Origin of the sequence: Solimonas marina (assembly GCF_012241385.1) — a bacterium.
Lineage (GTDB): Bacteria > Pseudomonadota > Gammaproteobacteria > Nevskiales > Nevskiaceae > Solimonas > Solimonas marina.
Genome location: NZ_JAAVXB010000002.1, coordinates 98,945 through 121,486, shown reverse-complemented (window position 1 = coordinate 121,486; position 22,542 = coordinate 98,945). Strand labels below are relative to the sequence as shown.

Annotated in this window: 12 protein-coding genes; 9 read left to right on the top strand and 3 right to left on the bottom strand. The window is 67.1% G+C overall.

The genetic code is table 11. The features are described 5' to 3' along the window. Nucleotides 1-15 precede the first annotated feature (15 nt). Together G7Y82_RS03730 and G7Y82_RS21655 are read right to left on the bottom strand one after the other, a co-directional pair. Nucleotides 16-465 (bottom strand): prepilin peptidase, encoded by a 450-nt coding sequence (locus tag G7Y82_RS03730; RefSeq protein WP_168146687.1) that lies wholly within the window; start codon nucleotides 463-465, stop codon nucleotides 16-18. 33 nt (nucleotides 466-498) lie between these two features. Beyond that, nucleotides 499-675, bottom strand: coding sequence for a Flp family type IVb pilin (locus G7Y82_RS21655; protein ID WP_168146686.1), 177 nt, complete (start codon nucleotides 673-675; stop codon nucleotides 499-501). Between the two features lie 353 nt (nucleotides 676-1,028). Between G7Y82_RS21655 and G7Y82_RS03720 the strand changes: the two genes are divergently transcribed. The 8 genes from G7Y82_RS03720 to G7Y82_RS21650 all read left to right on the top strand — a co-directional run bounded on the left by G7Y82_RS03720 (nucleotide 1,029) and on the right by G7Y82_RS21650 (nucleotide 20,708). Then, nucleotides 1,029-1,868, top strand: coding sequence for a symmetrical bis(5'-nucleosyl)-tetraphosphatase (locus G7Y82_RS03720; RefSeq protein WP_168146685.1), 840 nt, complete (start codon nucleotides 1,029-1,031; stop codon nucleotides 1,866-1,868). 391 nt (nucleotides 1,869-2,259) lie between these two features. Next, on the top strand, nucleotides 2,260-3,075 hold the full coding sequence (locus tag G7Y82_RS03715) for a sulfatase-like hydrolase/transferase (protein ID WP_168146684.1): 816 nt from the start codon (nucleotides 2,260-2,262) through the stop codon (nucleotides 3,073-3,075). Nucleotides 3,076-3,117: 42 nt separating this feature from the next. After that, on the top strand, nucleotides 3,118-12,186 hold the full coding sequence (locus G7Y82_RS03710) for a type I polyketide synthase (protein WP_240954068.1): 9,069 nt from the start codon (nucleotides 3,118-3,120) through the stop codon (nucleotides 12,184-12,186). Next, the gene (locus G7Y82_RS03705; protein ID WP_168146683.1) at nucleotides 12,183-17,051 is read left to right on the top strand and encodes a type I polyketide synthase; all 4,869 of its coding nucleotides are present in this window, start codon (nucleotides 12,183-12,185) and stop codon (nucleotides 17,049-17,051) included. Before G7Y82_RS03710 ends, G7Y82_RS03705 begins: the two co-directional genes overlap by 4 nt. A 43-nt stretch (nucleotides 17,052-17,094) precedes the next feature. Next, a complete protein-coding gene (locus tag G7Y82_RS03700; protein WP_168146682.1) occupies nucleotides 17,095-18,714 on the top strand; it encodes an alkaline phosphatase family protein in 1,620 nt (539 codons plus the stop codon). A gap of 110 nt (nucleotides 18,715-18,824) precedes the next feature. Beyond that, nucleotides 18,825-19,655 (top strand): LbetaH domain-containing protein, encoded by an 831-nt coding sequence (locus G7Y82_RS03695; protein ID WP_277346234.1) that lies wholly within the window; start codon nucleotides 18,825-18,827, stop codon nucleotides 19,653-19,655. Beyond that, nucleotides 19,585-19,878 carry an acyl carrier protein gene (locus tag G7Y82_RS03690; RefSeq protein WP_168146680.1) on the top strand — a complete coding sequence of 98 codons (294 nt, stop codon included), beginning with the start codon at nucleotides 19,585-19,587 and terminating at the stop codon, nucleotides 19,876-19,878. Before G7Y82_RS03695 ends, G7Y82_RS03690 begins: the two co-directional genes overlap by 71 nt. Before the next feature lie 35 nt (nucleotides 19,879-19,913). Beyond that, entirely contained in the window at nucleotides 19,914-20,708 is a 795-nt protein-coding gene (locus G7Y82_RS21650; RefSeq protein WP_168146679.1) for a CatB-related O-acetyltransferase, read from the top strand. Nucleotides 20,709-20,770: 62 nt separating this feature from the next. On the opposite strand, the gene G7Y82_RS03680 is transcribed toward G7Y82_RS21650, so the two are convergent. Next, the gene (locus tag G7Y82_RS03680) at nucleotides 20,771-21,607 is read right to left on the bottom strand and encodes a class I SAM-dependent methyltransferase (RefSeq protein ID WP_168146678.1); all 837 of its coding nucleotides are present in this window, start codon (nucleotides 21,605-21,607) and stop codon (nucleotides 20,771-20,773) included. Nucleotides 21,608-21,696: 89 nt separating this feature from the next. On the opposite strand from G7Y82_RS03680, the gene G7Y82_RS03675 reads away from it, so the two are divergent. Further along, nucleotides 21,697-22,527, top strand: a complete 831-nt coding sequence (locus G7Y82_RS03675; protein ID WP_168146677.1) for an alpha/beta fold hydrolase — start codon at nucleotides 21,697-21,699, stop codon at nucleotides 22,525-22,527. Nucleotides 22,528-22,542: the final 15 nt, after the last annotated feature.

Below are 22,542 nucleotides of genomic sequence, written 5' to 3'. Positions count from 1 at the left end.
CCGCACCGACCTACCTCAATGCGCAGCCGCAAACAGCCACGGCCCCGAAAACATCTCGATGACAAATGCCAAAGCAAACATCGGCGCCGCCGGAAAGCGCGCCTGCCGAGGCAGCTTCATCATCAGCATGGCGACCGCCGCAACGCCCATCAACAGCGCCGCCAGCAACAGCATTTCCAAGCCTGCCCAGCCGCCGAGCAGCAAACCCATCAGTGCCGCAAGCTTGACGTCGCCAGCGCCGAGACGGCTCACGACATACCCCGGAAGCGTCAACGCAAACACCAGTCCAAACCCAACGAGGCTGCTAACCCAGCGTTGGCCCAGCAGCCCCTGGCCCTCAACGATGAGGGCCAGGACTGCGGGAACCAGGACCAATAACAACGCAACGTTGGGGACACGCCGCCGAGACCAGTCACTCCATGCAACTGCCGCCGCCCAGATCAGCAAGGTGACAGCGATCGCCATTAGCCGCTTGAGGTAAAGCGACGCTCTCTATTACTAGTTAGCCGCGCCATCCAGCGCAGTAGCCGCATTGCCGAAAAGGGTCTGCAGGCTACCGCTCATCGTGCCCAGCACCACAATGATGGCTATAGCGATCAGACCGATGATCAGCGCGTACTCAACGGCGCTGGCCCCTTCCTCGTCCCGCAGAAAATTCGTCACTTTGTCCAGCATGGCATTGCTCCTGAAAGTGTCATCCTGACTTGGCGGCTCGTCCGCGTCCGTCATCCCGTCCCCGGCCCGATCGACCGTGTACGTACTATCAAGCGCGCCTTGACGCCCGTCAAAGCTCGCCAAACCGTTGATCGGTACCGTTTATCGGCGCAGGACCGTTCATCCCCCGTGAACCGCCGCTGGTCTCCCATCAGCGATCCCCTGTCAGGATATATCCCACAACGGCTGCTGGATATCCATCATGACCCCTGAGCCGCCGGAACCCGCCTCGACCTCGTTAAACTAAGGGTTGCAACCGACAACGACGCGGGCCTTCGCCGACTGCCGGCCAGATCGAGAACACGCCAAGCACGATGTCCACCTATGTCATCGGCGATTTGCAGGGATGCTTTAGCGGTCTCGAAGCCCTGCTATCGAAAATTCGCTACCGCGCCGACCGCGACCACCTGCTGTTCGCCGGTGACCTCGTCGCCCGCGGCCCTGAGTCGCTGGAGGCGCTGCGCTTCGTTCAAGCGCTTGGGCGAGGCACGCACTGCGTGCTCGGCAATCACGACCTGAACCTGCTGGCGCTGGCGGCGCGCGGCGAACGCGGCAAGCCCGAGGACCGGCTTGACGCGATCTTCGATGCCCCCGACGCCGGCCGCCTGCTCGACTGGTTACGGCGTCAGCCGCTGGCCTGCCGCCTCCCCGAAAAAAGGGGGCTGCTGATCCACGCGGGGCTGGCGCCACAATGGACTCAGCGCCAGACACTGGCACTGGCCGGCGCAGCGCAGGCCGTCATCGCCGACGAGCAGCGCTTCGCCGCCTTTGCCGATCAGATGTACGGCAACGAACCGCGTCGCTGGTCCGATACCCTTGAGGGACCTGCGCGTACGCGCGCCGTCATCAATATCCTGACGCGCGCACGCTTCTGCACAGCGGGCGGCGACTTCGACTTCCGCTACAAACGCGGCATTGACGGTGCACCTGACGGGCTGTTGCCGTGGTTCGCCGTTCCGGGCCGGCGCTCCCGCCGCAGCACCATCGTCTTCGGCCACTGGTCGACACTTGGCCACGTGCATTGGCCCGAATACGGCGTTTACGGACTCGACACCGGCTATGTCTGGGGCGGCCGGTTGACCGCCCTGCGACTCGACGACGGAAGCGTTTTCGATGTCGCCGCAGCCCGCGCGGAAAGCCCAATTACCGGCTAGCAACTGCGCCGCCGTTCGTCCCCGACAAACGGCGAAATCTGAAATTTCCTACGAGCTTCCAGACACTTGCCGTACGAGTTTACGGCGAACTCTGCGTGAACTACGCAAGCTGCGGAAATCTCTTACAGCCGAGGGTAGTTTCCTGTGTTACCTAATATCCAGGGGTTGGGGATGCATGGAATTCTGCACGCGCCGCAGGCGTGTGCACGCGCGTTATGCACGCCTGGGAGGGCGCGGACGGCACCCGATTGCAATCGGTCTGATACGGCGTCTCGCTGCACGTCACGCGACGATTGCGTATTCCAACTCTTCTTGTCTCCTCACCTGCTCCGCGCCTGGTGCGCGGCCATACCCATCAGCCTTTCGCACTCAAGTCTTCACGATCCCCCACATGAGCAACGATCTCGTCTTCATCATCATGGACAGCTGCCGCTTCGACAGCTACAAGGCCGCCAAGACGCCGCACATGGACCGCATCGGCGCCGGTGAAGCGCGCTATGCGTACGCGTCGTGGACCAGCCCGTCGCACTACACGTATCTGATGGGCATGATCCCGCACACCAGCCCGCGCAACGTGTTCGCGTCCGAGGTCTACAAGCAGGACTTCGTGAAGTGGGTCGACCGCCTCGGCATCGACGGCCTGTCGTTCAAGAGCTTCGTGCCGCAGCTGTCGCTGCCGAAAGTGCTGCAGGATCAGGGCTACCGCACGGTCGGCCGCGTGTCGATGCCGGTGCTCAATCCGATGAGCCATCTGAACCGGCACTTCGACGATTACAAGCTGATGGCGAATCACAACGACTTCGCCGGCATGGTCAAGGAAATCGAGTTCGACGAAGACGAGCCGAGCTTCCATTTCCTCAACCTCGGCGAAACGCATTACCCGTACATGCTGGACGGCAAGTCGCTGCCGCACATCTCCGGCGTGCATGGCGTGTTCAAGCATATGGACGATGAGCTGGGCGCCGGCAAGGAAGACCAGTTCTTCGACGACGAGCAGATGCGCGATCTGCACAAGCAGCAGATCAAGACCGTCGAATACGTCGACGGCGTGCTCGACAACCTGATCGAAAAGGCGCCGAAAGGCACGCATTTCATCATCACCGCAGATCACGGCGAATGCTTCGGTGAAGGCGGCTATTTCGGCCACGGCCCCATCGTGCACGAGAAGGTGCTCGAAGTGCCGTTCCTGGAAGGCAAGAAGAAATAGCCCACGACACCCCCGCACGACGCCGGCGCTGGAGCATCCCCCATGATGGACCACAGCACTCTTACGAGCCGTTTCGACGTCATCGGCCTGCAGCCGGCCGATCTTCCGCATGCCGGCCTCGCCGTCGCCGTTGCGCGCAACGGCGGCCTCGGTTTGCTCGACCTCGAGTTCGTCCACGATGCCGCGCAGGCGGCCGCCAACTTCGCGCAGCTCTGCGCGATGCCCGATGCACGCATCGGCCTGCGCATCCACCCCGGCAGCGTCAAGCTGGCGCGCAAGCTGCTCGACGGCGCCGACGCCCGCAGCGTGACGCTGATCCTGAGCGGCAGCGACCACTACAAGAAGCTGCGCAAGGACGCCGGCGTGCGCGCCGACGATAAGGTCTGGGCGGAAATCAACGACCCGGCGCAACTCGCTGCCGCGGCCGCCTGCGACGGCATCGTCGCGCGTGGCCATGAGGCTGGCGGCTGGGTCGGCGAATACACCAGCTACATCCTGTTGCAGAAGCTGGCGGGCCGCACGACGCTGCCGCTCTACGTGCTCGGCGGCGTCGGCGTGCATTCGGCCGCCGCGGTACGCGCCGCCGGCGCGGCCGGCGTGATCTACGACGATCAGTTGCTGTTGCTCGCCGAATCGCCACTGCCGCAAACCATGCAGCTCGAACTCGGCCGCCTCAACGGTGCCGAAACCCGCCTGCTCGGCGAACTGCTCGACCATCCCTGCCGCGTCTACGCGCGGCCCGGTTCGCCATTGCTGAAAACGGCCGACGACGAACTGCGGCGCGCCGAAGGCGGCGAGTTGGCGCTCGACGACTGGCGCAGCGTCACCGCCGGCCACATCGGCTGGACGGCCGATGGCAGCACGCTGCTGCCGCTCGGTCAGGGCATCGGCCTGGCACAGGCCTTCCGCCGCCGCTACGGCAATGTCGCCAAGTTCGTGCAGGCCGTGCGCCGCGACAGCCTGCGGCAGATCCGTCAGGCCGCCGAACTGCACGTGCTCGACGAAAACGGCGCGCTGGCCAGGTCGCATGGCACGCGCTTCCCGCTCGCACAGGGGCCGATGACGCGCGTCTCCGATTCGCCGGCCTTCGCCGTCGAGGTCGCCAAGGGCGGCGCGTTGCCGTTCCTGGCGCTGGCGCTGATGCGCGGCGGCCAGGTCAAGGAGATGCTTGAACAGACCGCGGCGACGATCGGTGACCAGCCTTGGGGCGTCGGCCTGCTCGGCTTCATCCCGCATGCACTGCGCGTCGAACAATGCGAAGCGATCTGGCAGTGCAAGCCGCCGTTCGCGCTGATCGCCGGCGGCCGCCCGGATCAGGCTGCGGAATTCGAAAGCCGCGGCATCAAGACCTATATCCACGCGCCGGCGCCGGCACTGCTGAAGATGTATCTCGAACAGGGGGCCAAGCGCTTCGTGTTCGAGGGCCGCGAATGCGGCGGTCACATCGGCCCGCTGGCGAGCTTCACGCTGTGGGAGGAAATGATCGACGTGCTGCTCGAGCACGTGAAGCCGACCGAAGCCAAGGACATCCACGTGCTGTTCGCCGGCGGCGTGCACGACGCGCGCTCCGGCGCGATGGTCGCGGCGATGACCGCGCCGCTGGCGGCACGCGGCATCAAGGTCGGCGCGCTGATGGGCACCGCCTATCTGTTCACCCAGGAAATCGTCTCCAGCGGCGCGGTGGTCGCCGGCTTCCAGGAGCAGGCGCTGCTGTGCGAGCGCACCAAGAATCTCGAAACCGGCCCGGGCCATTCGACGCGCTGCGCCGACACGCAATTCGCGCACGACTTCTTCGAGCAGCGCCGCCAACTGATTCGCGAAGGCAAGAGCGCCGAGGAAATCCGCGACGTGCTCGAGGATCTCAACCTCGGGCGCCTGCGTATCGCGTCCAAGGGCGTCAATCGCGACGAGTCCGGCACCATCGTCGAGTACGGCGTCGACCGCCAGCTCAGCGACGGCATGTACATGATCGGTCAGGTGGCGACGCTGCGTCAGGCGCCGGTCGCCGTCGAAGCCTTGCACCGCGACGTCAGCGTCGGCGGCCAGGCCGCGCTCGACGCACTGCTGCCGGCCGCGCCGGTCAGCGAGCCGAAGCCGGCCAATGTCGCGATCGTCGGCATCGGCGTCGTGCTGCCGAAGGCGAACAACGCCGACGACTACTGGCACAACGTGCTGCACAAGGTCAGCGTGATTCGCGAAGCGCCGGAATCGCGCTGGGACTGGAAGCTGTTCTTCGATGAGAACCGCCAGACCCGCGACAAGGTCTATTCGAAGTGGGGCGGCTTCCTTGAAGAAATCGCCTTCGATCCGATGCGCTTCGGCATTCCGCCGAAGTCGATGAAGTCGATCGACCCCATGCAGTTGCTGGCGCTGGAAGGCGCGAGCCGCGCGCTCGACGACGCCGGCTATGCCAGCGGCGGCTTCGACCGCAACACCACGTCCGTCGTGCTCGGCTCGTCCGGTGGCGCGGGCGAACTCGGCCTGCAATACGGCCTGCGCTCGGAAATGCCGCGCTACATCGCCGACATTCCCGACGACGTGCGCGACCGCCTGCCGGAGTGGACCGAGGAATCGTTCGCCGGCGTGCTGCCGAACGTCGCCGCCGGGCGCATCACCAACCGCCTCGATTTCGGCGGCATCAACATGACCGTCGACGCCGCCTGCGCGTCGTCGCTGGCGGCGATCAACATCGCCGTCGAGGAACTCGAATCCGGACGCAGCTCGATGGTGCTGGCCGGCGGCTTCGACACCACGCAGTCGATCTACGGCTTCACCACGTTCGCCAAGACCCAGGCGCTGTCGCCGACCGGTCAACCACGTACCTTCGACGAAGGCGCCGACGGCATCGCGATCTCCGAAGGCGTGGTGATCGTCGCGCTGAAACGCCTCGCCGACGCCGAAGCGGCCGGCGACCGCATCTACGCGGTCATCAAGTCGACCGCCGGTTCCAGCGACGGCAAGGCCCTGGGCCTGACCGCACCGCGCAGCGAAGGGCAGATGCGCGCGCTCGACCGTGCCTATGCCAAGGCCGGCTTCCGGCCGACGACGCTGGGCCTGGTCGAAGCGCACGGCACCGGCACCGCGGTCGGCGACCGCGCCGAGGCGCAGACCATCACGCGCGCGCTCGCCAACGAGAACGCCGTGCCGAAGAGCGTCGCGCTGGGCTCGGTGAAGACCCTGCTCGGCCATACCAAGGCCGCCGCCGGCGTCGCCGGCCTGACCAAGGTCGCGCTGTCGCTGTACCACCGCACGCTGCCGGCGCACCACGGCGTGACCCAGCCGATCGCGCCGATCGCCGATCCGAAGTCGGCGGTCTATCTGCTGAAGAACCCGAAGCCTTGGGTCGCCTCGCCCGATCATCCGCGGCGCGGCGCATCGTCGGCGTTCGGCTTCGGCGGAACCAATTTTCACGCGGTGCTGGAGGAGTACGTCGGACACGGCGGAGGCGGTGCGGCCGGTGCCGAGCACTGGCCGCACGAGCTTTGCGTGTTCCGCGCCGCCGACATCGCGACGCTGACACGTGACGTCGAAGCGCTGTTGCCCAAGCTCGTCGAGGGCGGTCGCCTGCCGCTCGGCGAACTGGCGCTGCTGCTGGCGCGCGAAGCCGAGGCGCGCCGTGCGCAGCCGGTCAGCGCCGCCATCGTTGCCAACAGCATCACCGGCCTGGCCAGCGATCTGCAGACCTTGCTCGCGCACCTGCGCGAGGCCAAGCCGCTACCGCCGCATATCCGCCTCCAACAGACGACACCGAGCGACGCGCCGCCCGTCGCCTTCGTGTTCCCCGGTCAGGGCGCGCAATACGTCGACATGGGCCGCGAAGCGGCGCTGTATTGCGACGAAGTCCGCGAAGCCCTGGAGCTGGCCGACCGCACCCTGCGCGATACGCTGGCGCAGCCACTGTCTCATTACGTGCTGCCACCGTCGGCGTTCGACGATGACACCGAAGCCGCGCAAAAGCGCGCGCTGACCGATACGCGCGTCGCGCAACCGGCGCTGGGCGCGCTGGCGCTGGGCTACTTCAACCTCGCTCGTCGCCTCGGCCTGTCGGCCACGGCCGCTGCCGGCCACAGCTACGGCGAATACGCCGCACTGATGGCGGCCGGCGTGCTGGCGCCGAGCGACTTCCTGAAACTGTCGGCGATTCGCGGCAGCGCCATGGCCGACGCCTCGAACGGCCCGGTGGCCGGCACCATGGCCGCCGTGCAGGCGCGCCGCGAGGCCGTGCTGCCGCTGCTCGAAGGCTGCGACGGCGTGGTCGTCGCCAATCACAACGCGCCCGAACAGTGCGTCATCTCCGGCCCCAAGGCCGGCGTCGAACAGGCGGTGCAGAAGCTCGCCGCCGCACAGTTGCGCGCCGTCATGCTGCCGGTCTCCGGTGCCTTCCACACCGAGCTGGTGGCCCCGGCCAAGGCGCCGTTATCGGCAGCGATCGCCGAAACCGCGTTCAAACCGGCACAGCTCACGGCCTGGTCGAACGGCACCGCCCAGCCCTACCCAAGCAGCGCCGAGGCGATGCGCAAGCAGCTCGACAGCCACTTGCTCGGCAGCGTCGAATTCGTCTCTGAAATCGAGGCAATGTACGCCGCCGGCACGCGCGTCTTCGTCGAGCTCGGCGCCAAGAGCATCTGCTCGAACATGATCCGCCAGACCCTGGCCGGCAAGGACGCGCTGGCGATCTCGCTCGACGCCAACGGCGGCGGCTTGCGCGGCCTGCTGATCGGCCTCGCCGAGCTGTTCACCGCCGGCGTCGCCTGGCAGCCGACGGCGTTGTTCGCCGGTCGCGCGCTGGCCCTGCTCGACCGCACGCAACTCGACGCGCTGGCCCAGCCGCCGACGCTCGCCAAACACGTCTGGATGCTGTCCGGCGGTTGCGCGCGGCCGCTCAGCGATCCGGAACTGAAGGCCGGCAGCCTGCCGCCGCTGACCGCGGCGACGGCCGCGCAGCAGCGCGAGGCACGTCGTCAGGCCCTCATCGCCAGCGCCCCGCGCCCGGCCGCCACGACGGCTCCGACCGCGGCGCCGGTCGCCAGCAGCGCCGCACTGCCGTCGACGTCAACGCCGCCGGCGATGCCGGCCGTGCCGAGCGCGCTCGGCACCGATGCGATGCTGGCCTACCAGCAGACCATGCGTCAGTTCCTCGCCTTGCAGGAACGCGTGATTCAGCAGTTCCTCGGCGGCAGTGCCGGCGCTTCGATGCCGGCGATGCCGAACCTGCCGATCGCGACGCCGACGACAGCGCCCGCCGCTGCCGTTGCGGCCCCGGTCGCAGCGCCGCCGGCCGCCGCGCCGATCGTGACGCAGGCGCCGCCGGCCGCGCCGGTACCGGTGCCAATCGCGGTGCCGGTCGCTGCCTTCGACGCCAAGCGCGTGCTGCTCGACATCGTTGCCGACCGCACCGGCTATCCGCACGACATGCTGGCACTCGACGCCGACCTCGAAGCAGATCTGGGCATCGACTCGATCAAGCGCGTCGAAATCCTCGGCGCGCTGCAAAAGGCGATGCCGGCCGATGCCGGCGCCGCGATGCAATCGGCGATGGAGCGCTTCACCAAGGCCAAGAGCCTCGATGCGATTCTCGCTGAAGCCGCGCCGTTCATCGCCAGCGCCGCGCCAGCGACGGCGGCCGCGGCTGCCACCCCGGCTGCCGTGACGGCGAGTGCTCCGGCGGCGCCCGCCGCACCGGCCATCGACTTGCAGGGACTGCTGACCGGCATCGTTGCCGAACGCACCGGCTATCCGCCGGAAATGCTGGCGCTCGATGCAGATCTCGAGGCGGACCTCGGCATCGACTCGATCAAGCGCGTCGAAATCCTCGGCGCGCTGCAGAAGGCACTGCCGGCCGAGGTCGGCGCCGCGATGCAGAACGGTATGGAGCGCTTCACCAAGGCCAAGACGCTCGACACCATCCTCGCCGAAGCCAAGGCATTGATGCCATCCGGCGCCGCCGCGCTCGCACCCGCAGCGCCGAGCGTCACGGCGGCCAGCATCCCGGCCAACGTTGCGGTGGCCCCGGCCATCGACCTGCAGGCGTTGCTGACCGGCATCGTCGCCGAACGCACCGGCTATCCGCCGGAGATGCTGGCGCTCGACGCCGATCTTGAAGCGGACCTCGGCATCGACTCGATCAAACGCGTCGAAATCCTCGGCGGCCTGCAGAAGCTGCTGCCGGCCGCGCAGGCCGAAGCGATGCAGGCGCAGATGGAGCGCTTTACCAAGGCCAAGAGCCTGCAGGCCATCCTCGACGCGCACGCGGCGATCGGCGGCAGCGCGGCACCGGTGGCGGCAGCCGTCAGCCCGGCGCCGGTCGCCGTGGCGGCGCCCGCGGCCAGCAGCTTCGATGCGCGTGATGCACTGTTGACGATCGTCGCCGAACGCACCGGCTACCCGCCGGACATGCTCAGTGACGACGCCGATCTCGAAGCCGACCTCGGCATCGACTCGATCAAGCGCGTCGAGATTCTCGGCGCCTTCCAGAAGCTGCTGCCGGCCGCCACCGCCAGTGCGATGCAGTCGGCGATGGAACGCTTCACCAAGGCCAAGAGCCTGGCCGCGATCGTCGCCGCCTACCGCGAACTCGCGACGGACGCGCCGGCGACTACGGCGCCGCTTGCAACAACAGCCGCCACCCCGACGGCGCTTGCCACTGCGACGGTGGCGGCCACCATTCCGCGCTATCTGATCAAGTCGCAGCCGATGCCGTTGCCCGGCACGCGCACGGCGCTGAGCGGCCTGGTCCTGGTGATCGGCGGGCCGGCCGGGATCGTCGACGCACTGCGCACCTTGCTGCCGGCCAGCGGCGTGACGCCGGTCTTCACCGACGCCAGCGGCGCCGAGGCGCTGAACGCCGCGATCGCTGCGGCGCAGGCACAGCACGGGGACGTACGCGGCGTACTGCACCTGCACGGCCTGGTTGGCGAAGACGTGACCAGCGCCGCGCAATGGCAGGCACTCGGCGAGCGCTGCGTGCTGAGCCTGTTCCACACCGCCAAGGCATTGGAAGCGCAGCTCGACAAGCTGCATCTGATCGCCGCCACGCGGCTCGGCGGTACGCTCGGCCGCGACGCCTTCGGCAGCGGCGCGCCGCTGGCCGGCGGCGTCACCGGCCTGACCAACTGCCTGCGCCACGAATATCCGGATGCTCAGGCACGCACCGTCGACTTCGATGGCCAGAACGATCAACAGATCGCGGAAATGCTGGTCGCCGAACTACTGACGCGCGACACGCAGCCGGAGGCCGGCTACATCGGCACCGAACGCTACGGCAGCGTCACCGTTGAACAGGCGGCGACCGAGCATGCGTTCGCGCCCAAGCTCAAGCCGGAAGCCGGTTGGGTCTTGCTGGTCACCGGCGGCGCGCGCGGCATTACCGCGGAAATCCTCGAAGAACTGGCGGTGCCGGGCCTGCGCTATGTGCTGCTCGGCCGCACCGCCGAACCGGCGGCGGAAGCGGCATCGACCGCCGCATTGGCGACCGCTGCGGAGTTGCGCAAGGCGCTGCTGTCAGCGGCCATCGCCCGCGGCGAGAAGCCGAAGCCGGTCGAGATCGACCGCGCGGTGTCGCGCCTGATGGTCGATCGTGAGATTCGCGGCAACCTCGCCAAGCTGCGTGCCGAGGGCGCGGAGGTCGAGTATCTGGCCTGCGACGTCCGCGACACCGACGCCTTTGCCGCCGTCATCGACGGACTGTACGCACGGCACGGACGTATCGACGCCGTCATTCACGGCGCCGGCGTCATCGAAGACAAGCTGCTGCGCGACAAGACCGCCGAGTCGTTCGGCCGCGTGTTCGGCACCAAGCTCGATCCGGTCTACACGATGCTGGCCAAGCTCAAGCCGGATTCGCTGAAGTGGCTGTCGTTCTTCACGTCGGTCGCCGGCCGTTACGGCAATCGCGGCCAGAGTGACTACGCCTCGGCCAACGAAGCCTTGAACCGCATCGCCTGGGCCACCTCGCGCGCCTGGCCGAATACCCGCGTGTTCGCCGTCAACTGGGGCCCGTGGGATGCCGGCATGGCCAGCGAGGGCGTCAAGGCCGCGTTCCGCGAAAAGGGCATGGAGCCGATACCGGTCGCGGCCGGCCGTCGCTTCTTCGCCGACGAACTCGCCTACGGCACCAAACAGGATGTCGAGATCGTCGCCGGCTATGGCCCGTGGCGCCTGTTCGGACCGTCGGCGGACACGCCGAACGCCGACGACGCCGGCACGGACAGCGGCTACCCGCTGATCCGCGACGCGCTGCGCATGGGCCCCGGCGGCAACATGACCTTCGATCACGTCTTCACGCTCGACAGCGATCCATACCTGATCGACCACTGCATGGACGGCAAGGCCGTGGTGCCCGCCGCCGGCGCGCTCGAATACATGGCGCAGTTCGTCGGCGCCGCGTGGCCGGGCTGGTATGTGGTCGGCATGCGCGACGTGCGTCAGCTCGGCGGCATCGTGCTCGAAGGCGGCCACCGCGCCGTGCAGCTACGTGCGCGCGCCTCGTCGCACTCCGACATGCATGGCCAGACCGTCACCGTCGAGATCATCGACACGCAGCGCAAGCTGCCGCTGTATCGCGCCACCGCCGTGCTGCTGCAGCAGATTCCGGAAGCGCCGCTGGCGCAGGCTCCGGTGCTGCCGGGCGACGGCATCGCGATCGCCGCGGCCGACGCGTATCACGAGCACCTGTTCCACGGCCCGCGCTTCCAGCTGATCCAGCGCATCGACAAGCTGCATGGCGGCGGCATCGAAGTGACGGTGCAGCCGTCGCAGATCGCCAGCTTCCTCGACGGCACCGGCGGTCGTTGGGTCTTCGATCTGGGCCTGATGGACGTGCCGCCGCAGCTGGCCTTCGTCTGGGCACGCACCCAGCACGACAAGGGCGCCCTGCCCGCCGGCTTCGGCAGCGTCTCGCGCTATGGCGACGCGCCGCTGAGCGGCCCGCTGAAGCTGATCATGCGTCTCAAGCCAGCGCCGCATGAGCATGCGATCGCCTATGACGTCGACATCATCGATGCACAGGGCCGTTTGCGCATCGCCATCGTCGACGGCATGAGCACCATGAGCGCCAACCTCAACAAGCTCGCGCCGACGCACCGCGACTTCATTGCGGGGCTGCAAGCTTGAGCCAGCCGGTCGACATCGCCATCGTCGGGCTCGCGGGCGCCTATGCGGGCGCTCGCGATGCCCAGCGCTACTGGCAGAACATTCTCGACAAGGTCGACGCCGTGACCGACGCCGGGCCGCGCTGGACCGGCCCGTACTACGATCCCGACGCCAAGACCAACGACCGCATCTACACGACGCGCGGCGGCTTCCTGCACGACAGCATGGAGGTCAATCCCATCGAGTTCGGCGTGCTGCCGAGCCTTGCCGAAGGCGGCGACCCCGATCACCTGATCGCGCTCAAATATGCGCGTGACGCGCTGGCCGATGCCGGCTACGGCAGCGGCAGCCACAACGGCAATGGCCTCAAGCCGTTCGATCCGCAACGCGCCGGCGTCGTCATCGGTCGCGGCACCTACGGCAATCGCGGCATGGCCAGCGTGCTGGCGCGCGGCCTGTTCGCCGATCAGGCGATCGCCATGGCGCGTGCGCTGCGCCCGGACCTCAGCGACGCCGAGCTGCGCGAGCTGCACGATCACTTCCGTGGGCAGCTGCCGGTCTACAACGCCGACATGGTCGGCGTGCTGACACCGAACGTGATCGCCGGCCTGATCGCCAATCGCCTCAACATGATGGGGCCGAACTTCATCGTCGACGCTGCCTGTTCGTCGTCGCTGATCGCACTCGACGCCGCAGTGCGCGAACTAACCTCTGGCCGTTGCGATCTGATGCTGACCGGTGGTGTGCATTCGCAGACGCCGCCACAGCTGTACATCCAGTTCTGCCAGATTCAGGCGCTGTCGCACGGCGACATCCGCCCGTTCCAGAAAGGCGCGAACGGCATCCTGCTCGGCGAAGGCGTCGGCATGCTGGTGCTCAAGCGCCTCGCCGACGCCGAGCGCGACGGCGACCGCATCTATGCCGTCGTCAAGGGCATCGGCACCTCGTCGGACGGCCGCGCCAAGGGCCTGCTGACGCCGCGCCTCGAAGGTCAGGTGCTGGCGCTGCAGCGCGCCTACGAATCGAGCGGCATCGATCCGATGACGATCGACCTGATCGAAGCGCACGGCACCGGCACCGAAATCGGCGACCGGACCGAAATCGAGACGCTCAAGCAGATCTACAGCGGCCGCGGTACGGGTCCGCAGATCGCGGTCGGCTCGGTGAAATCGATGATCGCGCACTGTCTGCCGGCGGCCGGCAGCGCGTCGATGATCAAGATGGCGTTGGCGCTGCACCACAAGGTGCTGCCGCCGATGATCTGCGACGAACCGAACCCGGCGCTACGTCTGGGCGAGACGCCGTTCTACATCAACAACGAAACACGGCCGTGGATCCACGGCGCCGCGCATCCGCGCCGCGCGGCGGCCAACGCCTTCGGCTTCGGCGGCATCAATGCGCACGTCGTGCTCGAGGAATACGAACCGGGCCGCCGCGAACGCCGCCAGCAGGTCGCCGTGTTGCACCGGCCGACGCCGTCGGAACTCGTCACGCTCGGCGGCGACAGCATCACCGCGCTGCTGGCCAAGGTCGATCAGGCACTGCTGCACCTGCGCGCGACGCCGCCGGCGACGCTCGCCGAGGTCGCGCATGCCAGCGGTGGTCTCGCACGCGGCGCACACCGCCTGGCGATCGTCGCCGACAACGAAGCGGATCTGATCAAGAAGCTCGAGCAGGCGCGCGAAAAACTCGCACGGCCGAATCCGCAACCGTACAAGACCCGCGGCGGCGTCTACTACGGTCACGGCGACGCGCCGGGCAAGGTCTGCTTCCTCTACCCCGGCGAAGGCGGTCAGTACCCGAACATGCTCGCCGATGTCGCCGTGCATTTCCCGCCGGTGCGCGAGGCCTTCGACTTCATGGAGAAGACCGGCCTCGCCAGCGGCATGACGGCGCGCGCGCCGGTGCTGTTCCCGGCGCCGAGCGGTCTCGACGAGTCCGCGCGCAAGGCGCTCGAAGATCGCATGTATGAAATGGACGTGGCCGCCGAAAGCGTGTTCTCGGCATCGCTCGGCCTGCAGGCGCTGCTCGATGCGCTGGGCTTCGCGCCGGATGCGATGCTCGGTCACAGCACCGGCGAAAACACCGCGCTGACGGCTTGCCGCGTACGGCGCACGACGCGCCGCGAAGAAATCGCCGACTCGATCCGCACGCTGAACAAGTTGTCGCAGCAACTCGAAGCCGAAGGCCAGATCGCCGAAGGCACGCTGCTGACGCTGGGCGCGCTCAAGGCACCGATGCGCGAAGCGCTGCTGCGCGATCCCGGCGAGATGATCGTGGCGATGGACAACTGCCCGAACCAACTGGTGATGTTCGGGCCGTCAGCCGCTGCCGACGCGCTGCGCGAAAAGCTGTCCGCCGAGGGCGTGATCTGTGTGACGCTGCCGTTCGGCCGCGCCTATCACACGCCGCTGTTCAAGCCGTTCGCCGACGCCTTGCGCGAATACTTCAAGACCCTGGATTTCGGCCCCGGCCGCTGCACGCTGTACAGCGCGCGCTCGGTCGGCCGTTTTCCCAGCGAGCCGAATGCGATTCGCGAACTCGCGGCGCAGCAGTGGGAAAATCCGGTCCGCTTCACCGAAACGCTGACGCGACTCTACGAGGACGGCTATCGCGTCTTCGTCGAAGTCGGCCCGAGCGGCAACCTGACCTCGTTCGTCGGCGACACCCTGCGCGCGCACGATGATGTCGTCGCCGTTGCCTGCAACAGCCGCCGCCGCCACGGCGTCACACAGCTGCACCAGACGCTGGGCCAGCTCTACGCGGCCGGCGTCGCGTTCCAGCCCGGCGCGCTGTACAGCCATCGCGACATCGACGATCTCGATCTGATGGCGGCGCCGAAGACGGCCAAGCGTCGCGGCATCACCATCGATCTGCAGATGCCGGAACTGAGCCTGCCGGCCGATTGGGCGCCGCTGAAGCGGCGCCCGGCGGCGGCGGCCGTCGCCGAGCGGCCTGCCAATGTTGTCGAAGCAACCGCGCGCGCCAAGGTCGTGCCGATCAAGAAGCCGGCCGACACCGCGGCGGTCGCGCTCGACCCGCGCAGCGAGATGCTGCGCTCGCACTTCGCGCTGATGCAGGACTTCCTCGACAGTCAGTCGCGGGTGCTGGCGGCGATGACCGGCACCGCGCCGCTGCCACCGATGGGCAGCGCGACCAGCTTCGCGCCCAGCACCATTGCGCCGACCGCGAGCGCACCGATGCGCTATCCGCTGCTCGGCCGCGTCATCGAGCAAAGCCGCGAGCGTCTGGTCTGCGAACGTCGCCTCGACCATCGCCATGACCGGTTTCTGCAGGACCATGCGATCGGCGGCACGCCGAGCGTGCGCAACCCCGCGCTGCTGCCGCTGACGGTGGTGCCGTTCACGTTCAGCATGGAAATCCTCGCCGAGGCGGCGGCCAAGCTCGTCGACGGCGAAGGCCTGCACGTGATCGGCTTCGAGGAATCGCGCGGCAGCCGTTGGCTGGCGCTGGACGGCGACGTGCTCGACATCCGCATTCAAGTCGACCGGGGTCCGCCGCAGGACGGCGAGCAGCGCGTCGCCGGCCGCATCTTTGCGCTCGGCAAGGGCGGCCCGGCCACCGGCACTTTGGTGTTCGAATCCAGCGTCCGTCTGGCGGCGCAGTATCCGCAGCCGCCGGCGATGCGCGAATGGACATCGCCGACGTCGCAGGCGGCTGTCGCCAATCCCGATGCCGACCTGTATCGCAACGGCATGTTCCACGGCCCGCGCCTGCAAGGCGTCAAGCACATCGAACGCTGGGGCGAGCGCTCGATCGAAGCCGACATCGGCACGATCGCCACGCACGACTACTTCGACTTCACTGCCGCGCCGCGCTTCGAGTTCGACGCGGCGGCGCTCGACGCGGTCGGCGCGCTGGCCGCGTACTGGGTCACCGAGCAACACGGCTGGTCGTACAACTGCTTTCCGTTCCGCGTCGGTCGCTGCACGCTGTACGCGCCGCCGGCCGCCGCCGGCCAGTTGCTGCGCTGCCGCGCCGATACGCGCTTCGTCGGTGATACCGTGGTTGCCGCCGACTTCGATCTGGCCGGCACCGACGGCCGCTTGGCGATGCGCATCGAGCAGTGGGAAGACCGCAAGTTCCCGACGCCGCAGCGCTTCGCCGACTTCCGCCTCGATCCCCAAACCCAGCAGCTGTCACAGCCGCTGCTCGAAGGCCTGCTGCCGGACGGCATTGTCCTGCGCCGCATGCCGCCGTTCGACGAAGGCTTTCTCGATCAGGGCTTCGCGATCTGGAAGCGCGTGCTCGCGCACATGGCGCTCGACGACGCGGAGCTGCGCGCGTTCTACGCGCTGCCGGCCAGCGGTCCGCGCCGCGAGGAATGGCTGATGGGCCGCATTGCGGCCAAGGACGCCGCGCGACGCTGGGCGCAGTCGCAGGGCGTAGCGCTGGCGGCTGCTGATATCGGCGTCGACAGCGACGCACTCGGCGCCCCGCATTTGCGCATCGCCGCGCTGCCGGGGCAAGCACCGCCGTCGGTCTCGATCAGCCACAGCGCGCGCTGCGGCGTCGCGGCCATCGCACCGGCCGGAATGCGCATCGGTGTCGACTATCAGCCGCTGGCCGGCGTCGATGCCGATCGCGTCGCGATCGGTGCGCTGCACGACAGCGAACACGCGCTGCTCGCCGGGCTGAGTGGCGACGCGAAGCTGCGCACCGTCGTCGCCCTGTGGGCGGCGAAGGAAGCGGCCGCCAAGGCGGCCGGTAGCGGCCTGCAGGGCCGCCCCCAGGATTGGCACGTCATCCGCTATGTGGGTGATGCGTCGGTGGGCGCCGCTGATGTACAGCATGGCGACGCCCGCTATGTGGTGATGATTTACGTGCCGGACGGACGCGAGGTCGTCGCGCTTTGTCTGGCCTGACCTTAATGCCGTCCCTATCAATGCCGAAAACGCAGGAAACGACATGAACGCCGCACTCCCCCGCAAGACCAAGACCCTCTTCATCGGCCTCGACGGCTGCACCTTCACCGTGCTCGACGAGATGATCCGCGACATTCCGGGCACCGGCATCACGATGCCGTTCATGAAGAAGATCATGGAAAACGGTGTCCGCGCCAAGCTGCGCTCGACACCGAATCCGCTGACGCCGCCGGCCTGGACCTCGCTGATGACCGGCAAGGGCCCCGGCGAACACGGCGTCTTCGACTTCATCCGCGCCGAAGACAAGGGCGGTGAGGTTTATTGGACGCTGTACGACTCGCGCGACGTCGACTCGGAAATGATCTGGTCGATGCTGACGCGCAAGAAGATGAGCTGCGCGGCGCTGAACTTCCCGCTGACCGCGCCGCCGCCGAAGAACATCAACGGCGCCGTGATTCCCGGCTTCACCCCGGCCAAGCATCTGCGCCGCAACACGCATCCGCGCGAGCTGTTCGAGCGCCTCAAGAGCGACGTCGAAGGTTTCGATCCGAAGGAACTGGCCTGGGATTTCGAGAACGAACAGCAGGCGATGGATTCGCTGTCGCCGGAAGAAACGCACAAGTGGGTGCGCTATCACCTGCCGCGTGAGGAACAGTGGTTCCGCATTGCCGAATACGTGCTCAAGACCGACGCGCCGGACTTGATGGCGGTGATGTTCGACGGCACCGACAAGATCCAGCATCAGGCCTGGCCGTGGCTGGACCCGAACATCCTGCCGGAAAACCCGCAGGGGCACGACAAGCTGATGCGCGAAGTCGTGCTCGAGTACTTCAGCAATCTCGATCGCTACATCGAAACGCTGGTGACGCTGGCCGGCCCCGACGCGCAGGTCTTCTTCGCGTCCGACCATGGCTTTACCGCGTCGACCGAAGTGCTGCGCATCAACGCCTACCTCGAAGAACTGGGCTATCTGAAGTGGGCCGAATCCGACGGCTCGGAGATGGCGATGCGTCGCGAAGCGGCCAACTTCGCCAATCTCGACTGGAGCGGCACCACGGCGTATTGCCGCACGCCGTCGTCGAACGGCATTCACATCCGCGTCGCCGAAAAGCCGGGCGATCACGGCGTGCCGCCGGAACAGTACGACAGCTTCCGCGAAAAGCTGATCGAGGATCTGAAGAAGCTGCGCAACGAATTCGGCGAGCCGGTCGTGGTCGACGTGCTCAAGCGCGACGAATGGTTCCCGGGTCAGCACATGGACCGCGCCTGCGACCTGACGCTGGTGCTGCGCGACAACGGCTTCGTGTCGATCCGCAACCTCAAGCCGGTCGTCGTGCAGCGCCCGCATGCGGCCGGCACGCATCATCCGGACGGCATCTTCATGGCCTACGGCAACGGCATCGCCAAGGCCGGCATGGTCGATCGCCTGAAGATCGTCGACGTCACGTCGACGCTGCTCTACAGCCTCGGCACGTCGGTGCCGTCGGATCTCGAAGGCGAAGTCCCGCAGGCGTTCTTCACGCCGGAATGGTGGGCCGAACATCCGGTCAAGAAGGGTGCGAAGACGCGCCTGGAACGCGACGCCGAGAAGGCCGACGACATGGATGCCACCGAGAAGCAGAAGATGATCGAGCAGCTGCAGATGCTCGGCTACATGGAGTAGCGCTGGATCCCGGCAGCCGCATCATGCGGCTGCCGGGCAGGCCGGACGCCGGCCGACGGATCACGGTGCGCTAGATGCCGACGATCCGAAACAAGAAACAGGAGAGGGGAATGGGCAACGAAACGGTTGGAACGGCCGCGAACGTGACGAACGCGATGCTTGATCTGAAAGCGCATGGGCTGATCGCCGACGCACGCGCGTCGGTGATCGGCGCGTTCACGTATTTCAATTCAGCCGGCGTCACCAGCGCGTACCGCGCCCACTTCGGCCGCTACGCGCAGATCGCCGAATCGGTGATCGTCGGCGCACCGGAGCATCCACTCGACTGGTTCAGTACGCATCCGATCGCGTTCACGCGGCCGGCGTACATGCCCAACCTCTACCAGCTGCCGGACTTCGCACGCATGGCCCCGGACGCACAGCCGGGACCGTCGTACGTCGACACCGTACCGAGCGACACCATCATCGAGCACGAGGCGTATCTGTGTGCCGGCGTCATCGTGCGTCGCGGCGTGACCGTCGGCGCCGGTGCCGTGGTCGGCGCCGGTAGCGTCGTCACCAAGGACGTCCCGCCGTATGCCATCGTCGCCGGCTCGCCGGCGCGTGTGATCCGCATGCGCTTTTCCGATGCCATCATTGCGCGCTTTCTCAAGCTGCAGTGGTGGCGTTACGATCTGGCACCATTCAAGAACCAGATTGATTTTCGTGCCGTCGAGGCAGCGCTCGATTTCCTCGAAGCGCGTGCTGCCGACGGCCAGCTGCAGCCACTGATCCCGGACAGCTACTGCGTCACGCGCAGTGCCGACAACTTCGCGATCAAGAAGCTGCCGCAACCGCTGTTCTTCCACCACCCATTGCCACCACCCCCTCATGGCCACGAGCGACCAAATCTTTCAAAAGCTGCTGCCCCTCGTTCAGGACTTCACGCAGGACTGGGATAACGAATACGAAGGCGAGATCGGCCGCGACACCAAGCTGCTCGGCGACCTGGGCTTCGAGTCGATCGACATCATCCAGTTCATCGTTGCGGTTGAAGAAGAGCTGGGCATCAGCAAGACGCCATTCGACAAACTGCTGATGAAGGACGGCCGTTACGTCGACGATTTGTCGCTCGGGCAGATCGCCGACTTCCTCGAAGTCACCGTGCCGTCGCTGTCGCTCTGAGCGTGTCTCTCCCCCGCACGCCTGGAGCCACTGCAATGACGGAATTTCCGTTTCGTGGAGAAAATCCGCCGAACCCCGATTTCCTGCCGTACGGCTTGCTGGTCAACCAGACCAGCAAGCTGCGCGGCACGGTGCAGTACGAACGGCCGGCCTATCTGCAGGGGCATCGTCTCAAGGACTGTCAGGTCGGCGCGTTCGCGTTCTTCAACGCGGCCGGCGACACCAGCGTCTACCGCACACGGCTAGGCCGCTACTCGCAGATCGGCGAAGGCTCGGTGATCGGACCACCCGAGCATCCGACCGACTGGTTCAGCTCGCACCCCTACGCGTTCACGCGGCCGCGCTACATGCCCGGCATCTATCTGCTGCCCGATTTCGAGCGGCTGGCGCCGGGCGAACTCGAAGATCCCGGTTTCGTCGCGACGGTGCCCAACCTGACGGTGATCGGCCATGAGGCGTACATCGGGGCCGGCACCTTCATCAAGCGCGGTGTCACCATCGGCGACGGCGCCTTGATCGGCGCGCGCAGTGTCGTCACCCGAGACGTGCCGCCATATGCGGTAATGGTCGGCTCGCCGGCGCGGCTGCTACGCCTGCGCTTTGCCGAAAAATTCGTCGAACGTTTTCTGAAACTGCAGTGGTGGCGTTACGACCTGGCACCGTTCAAGCAGCGCGTCGACTTCAGCAAGGTTGAAGCCACGCTCGACTTCTTCGAAGAACGCCTCGCGCTCGGCGAACTGCAGCCACTGCGTCCGGATACCTATCAGATCAGCGTTGGCGGCGAGCGCGCCCGGATCAAGCCGCTCGACAAGCCGCTGTTCTTCGCCTGAGGGACGCCGTCTTGCTGCGGTTGTCGCCCCGCCCGCTTCGCAGCGCCTCGCAGCGCCGGGACTCAGCGCCCGCGACGCGCGACGACCAGCACGTAGTCCTCGCCGCAGTCGATGTGGTGGCGAAGATTGGCGACCGCGCGGCGCAGCTGCTCCTGCCGCTCGCCGACGACCGCGCTCGCCAGCGCTTGCAGCGCGTCGACGAAGCGCATGCGCGTCCAGTCGATGATCGATTCGATGCGGATATGGGTGAAGCCGGCCTCGCGCAGGTGGCCGGCGTAAACGTCGGCGTCATAGGCATTGGCCAGATTGTCGAGACAGATGCCGCCGTTGGGAATCGGCCGACCGCGCAGATAGGCGCGCGGATCGACGCCGCGGCGCGGAATCATGTCGGTCAGCGTCAGCGTCCCGCCCGGGACCAGCACCCGCGCCGCCTCACGCAGAAAATCGCGGCGCGTATCGAAATGGAAGGCACATTCGACGGACACCACTTTGTCGAAGCTGGCGTCCGCAAACGCCATCTTGGTCGCGTCGCCAAGCTGCAGCTCGATCCGCTCGGCGAAGCCATGTCGTGCGACGTAGCGCTGCCCTTCGTCGATGCGAATGTCCGTGACGTCGATACCGACGATCGCATCCGGCTGGCAGCGCCGCATGTACGACACGGCGCCGGCGCCGTAGCCGCAGCCGACGTCGAGCACGCGATCACCCGGTCCGAGTCCGGCGCTGCTGGCGACCAGCTGAGTCAGGGCCTCGGCGGCCTGCTCGATGGTCATGCCGTCGCGTGTCCAGTACCCGTAGTTGGCAAACGGCTGCTCACCGAACAGATCGCCACGCACGGTATGCCGCCGCCGATAGTGCTCGATCACATCCTGTGTATGCGCCGAGTAGTCCCCTGTACTCATTTCCTTTACCCCCAAGTTGGACTTGCCGGCAGCTACCGCCGCAATCCTCATCGCCAACCCCGTGTTCCCCCGAACATTAAGGCAGCAACGTGACAGACAGACCAAAGCTCGCGCATCAGCAACTCGGCGCCGGCCCCGACATCGTGCTCGTGCACGGACTCGGCGCCAATCGCGCGTTCTGGTACCCGGTCGGCACCCAGCTGGCACAACGCTACCGCGTCACGCTATATGACCTGCGCGGCCATGGCTATAGTGAAAAACCCAGCAAGGGTTATACCGCCACCGAGCAGGCCGACGACCTGCTGGATCTGCTCGATCGGCTCGGCATCGAGCGCGCTGCGCTGGTCGGCCACAGCTATGGCGGCGCCATCGCACTCGAGGCGGCGATCGCCGCCCCGCAGCGCTTCTCGCACCTCGCCCTGCTCGATACCCGCGTCCAGCGCCTGCAACCGCAGCTGCGCTTGTCCGACGTCGACCATCTGACCGCATTCGAGCAAGCCGTCGCCAAGCAGGATGGCGACGGCTGGGACGAAGAACCCGAAGTCGGCATGCGCTTTCTCGAAGCCGCCGCCCGGCACAAGGTCGCCGGCATCGAACTCGGCGTGCGCGATGCCTTCACGCCGTTTGGCGAAGGCCGTGGCGGCATTCGCGCCGCCAAGCAATGGCTGGCATTGCTCGACGGCACCAGCCTGGCCGCCGATTTCCGCACGCCGGGCGCCGACGTCGTGCAATATGCAAAACTGACAATGCCCTGTCTTTTGCAGTACGCAGGACACACCCGCGCCGGGCGCAGCGCCGATGCGCTGATGCGTTACCTGCCGGATGCACGCTTCATCGACGTGCCGCAGGCCGGGCACTTCTTTCCGGCCACGCACCCCGCTGCCGTGCTGAGTGAGTTGGACGCGTTGCTGAACCGATAGAGGGGCCGGACCACA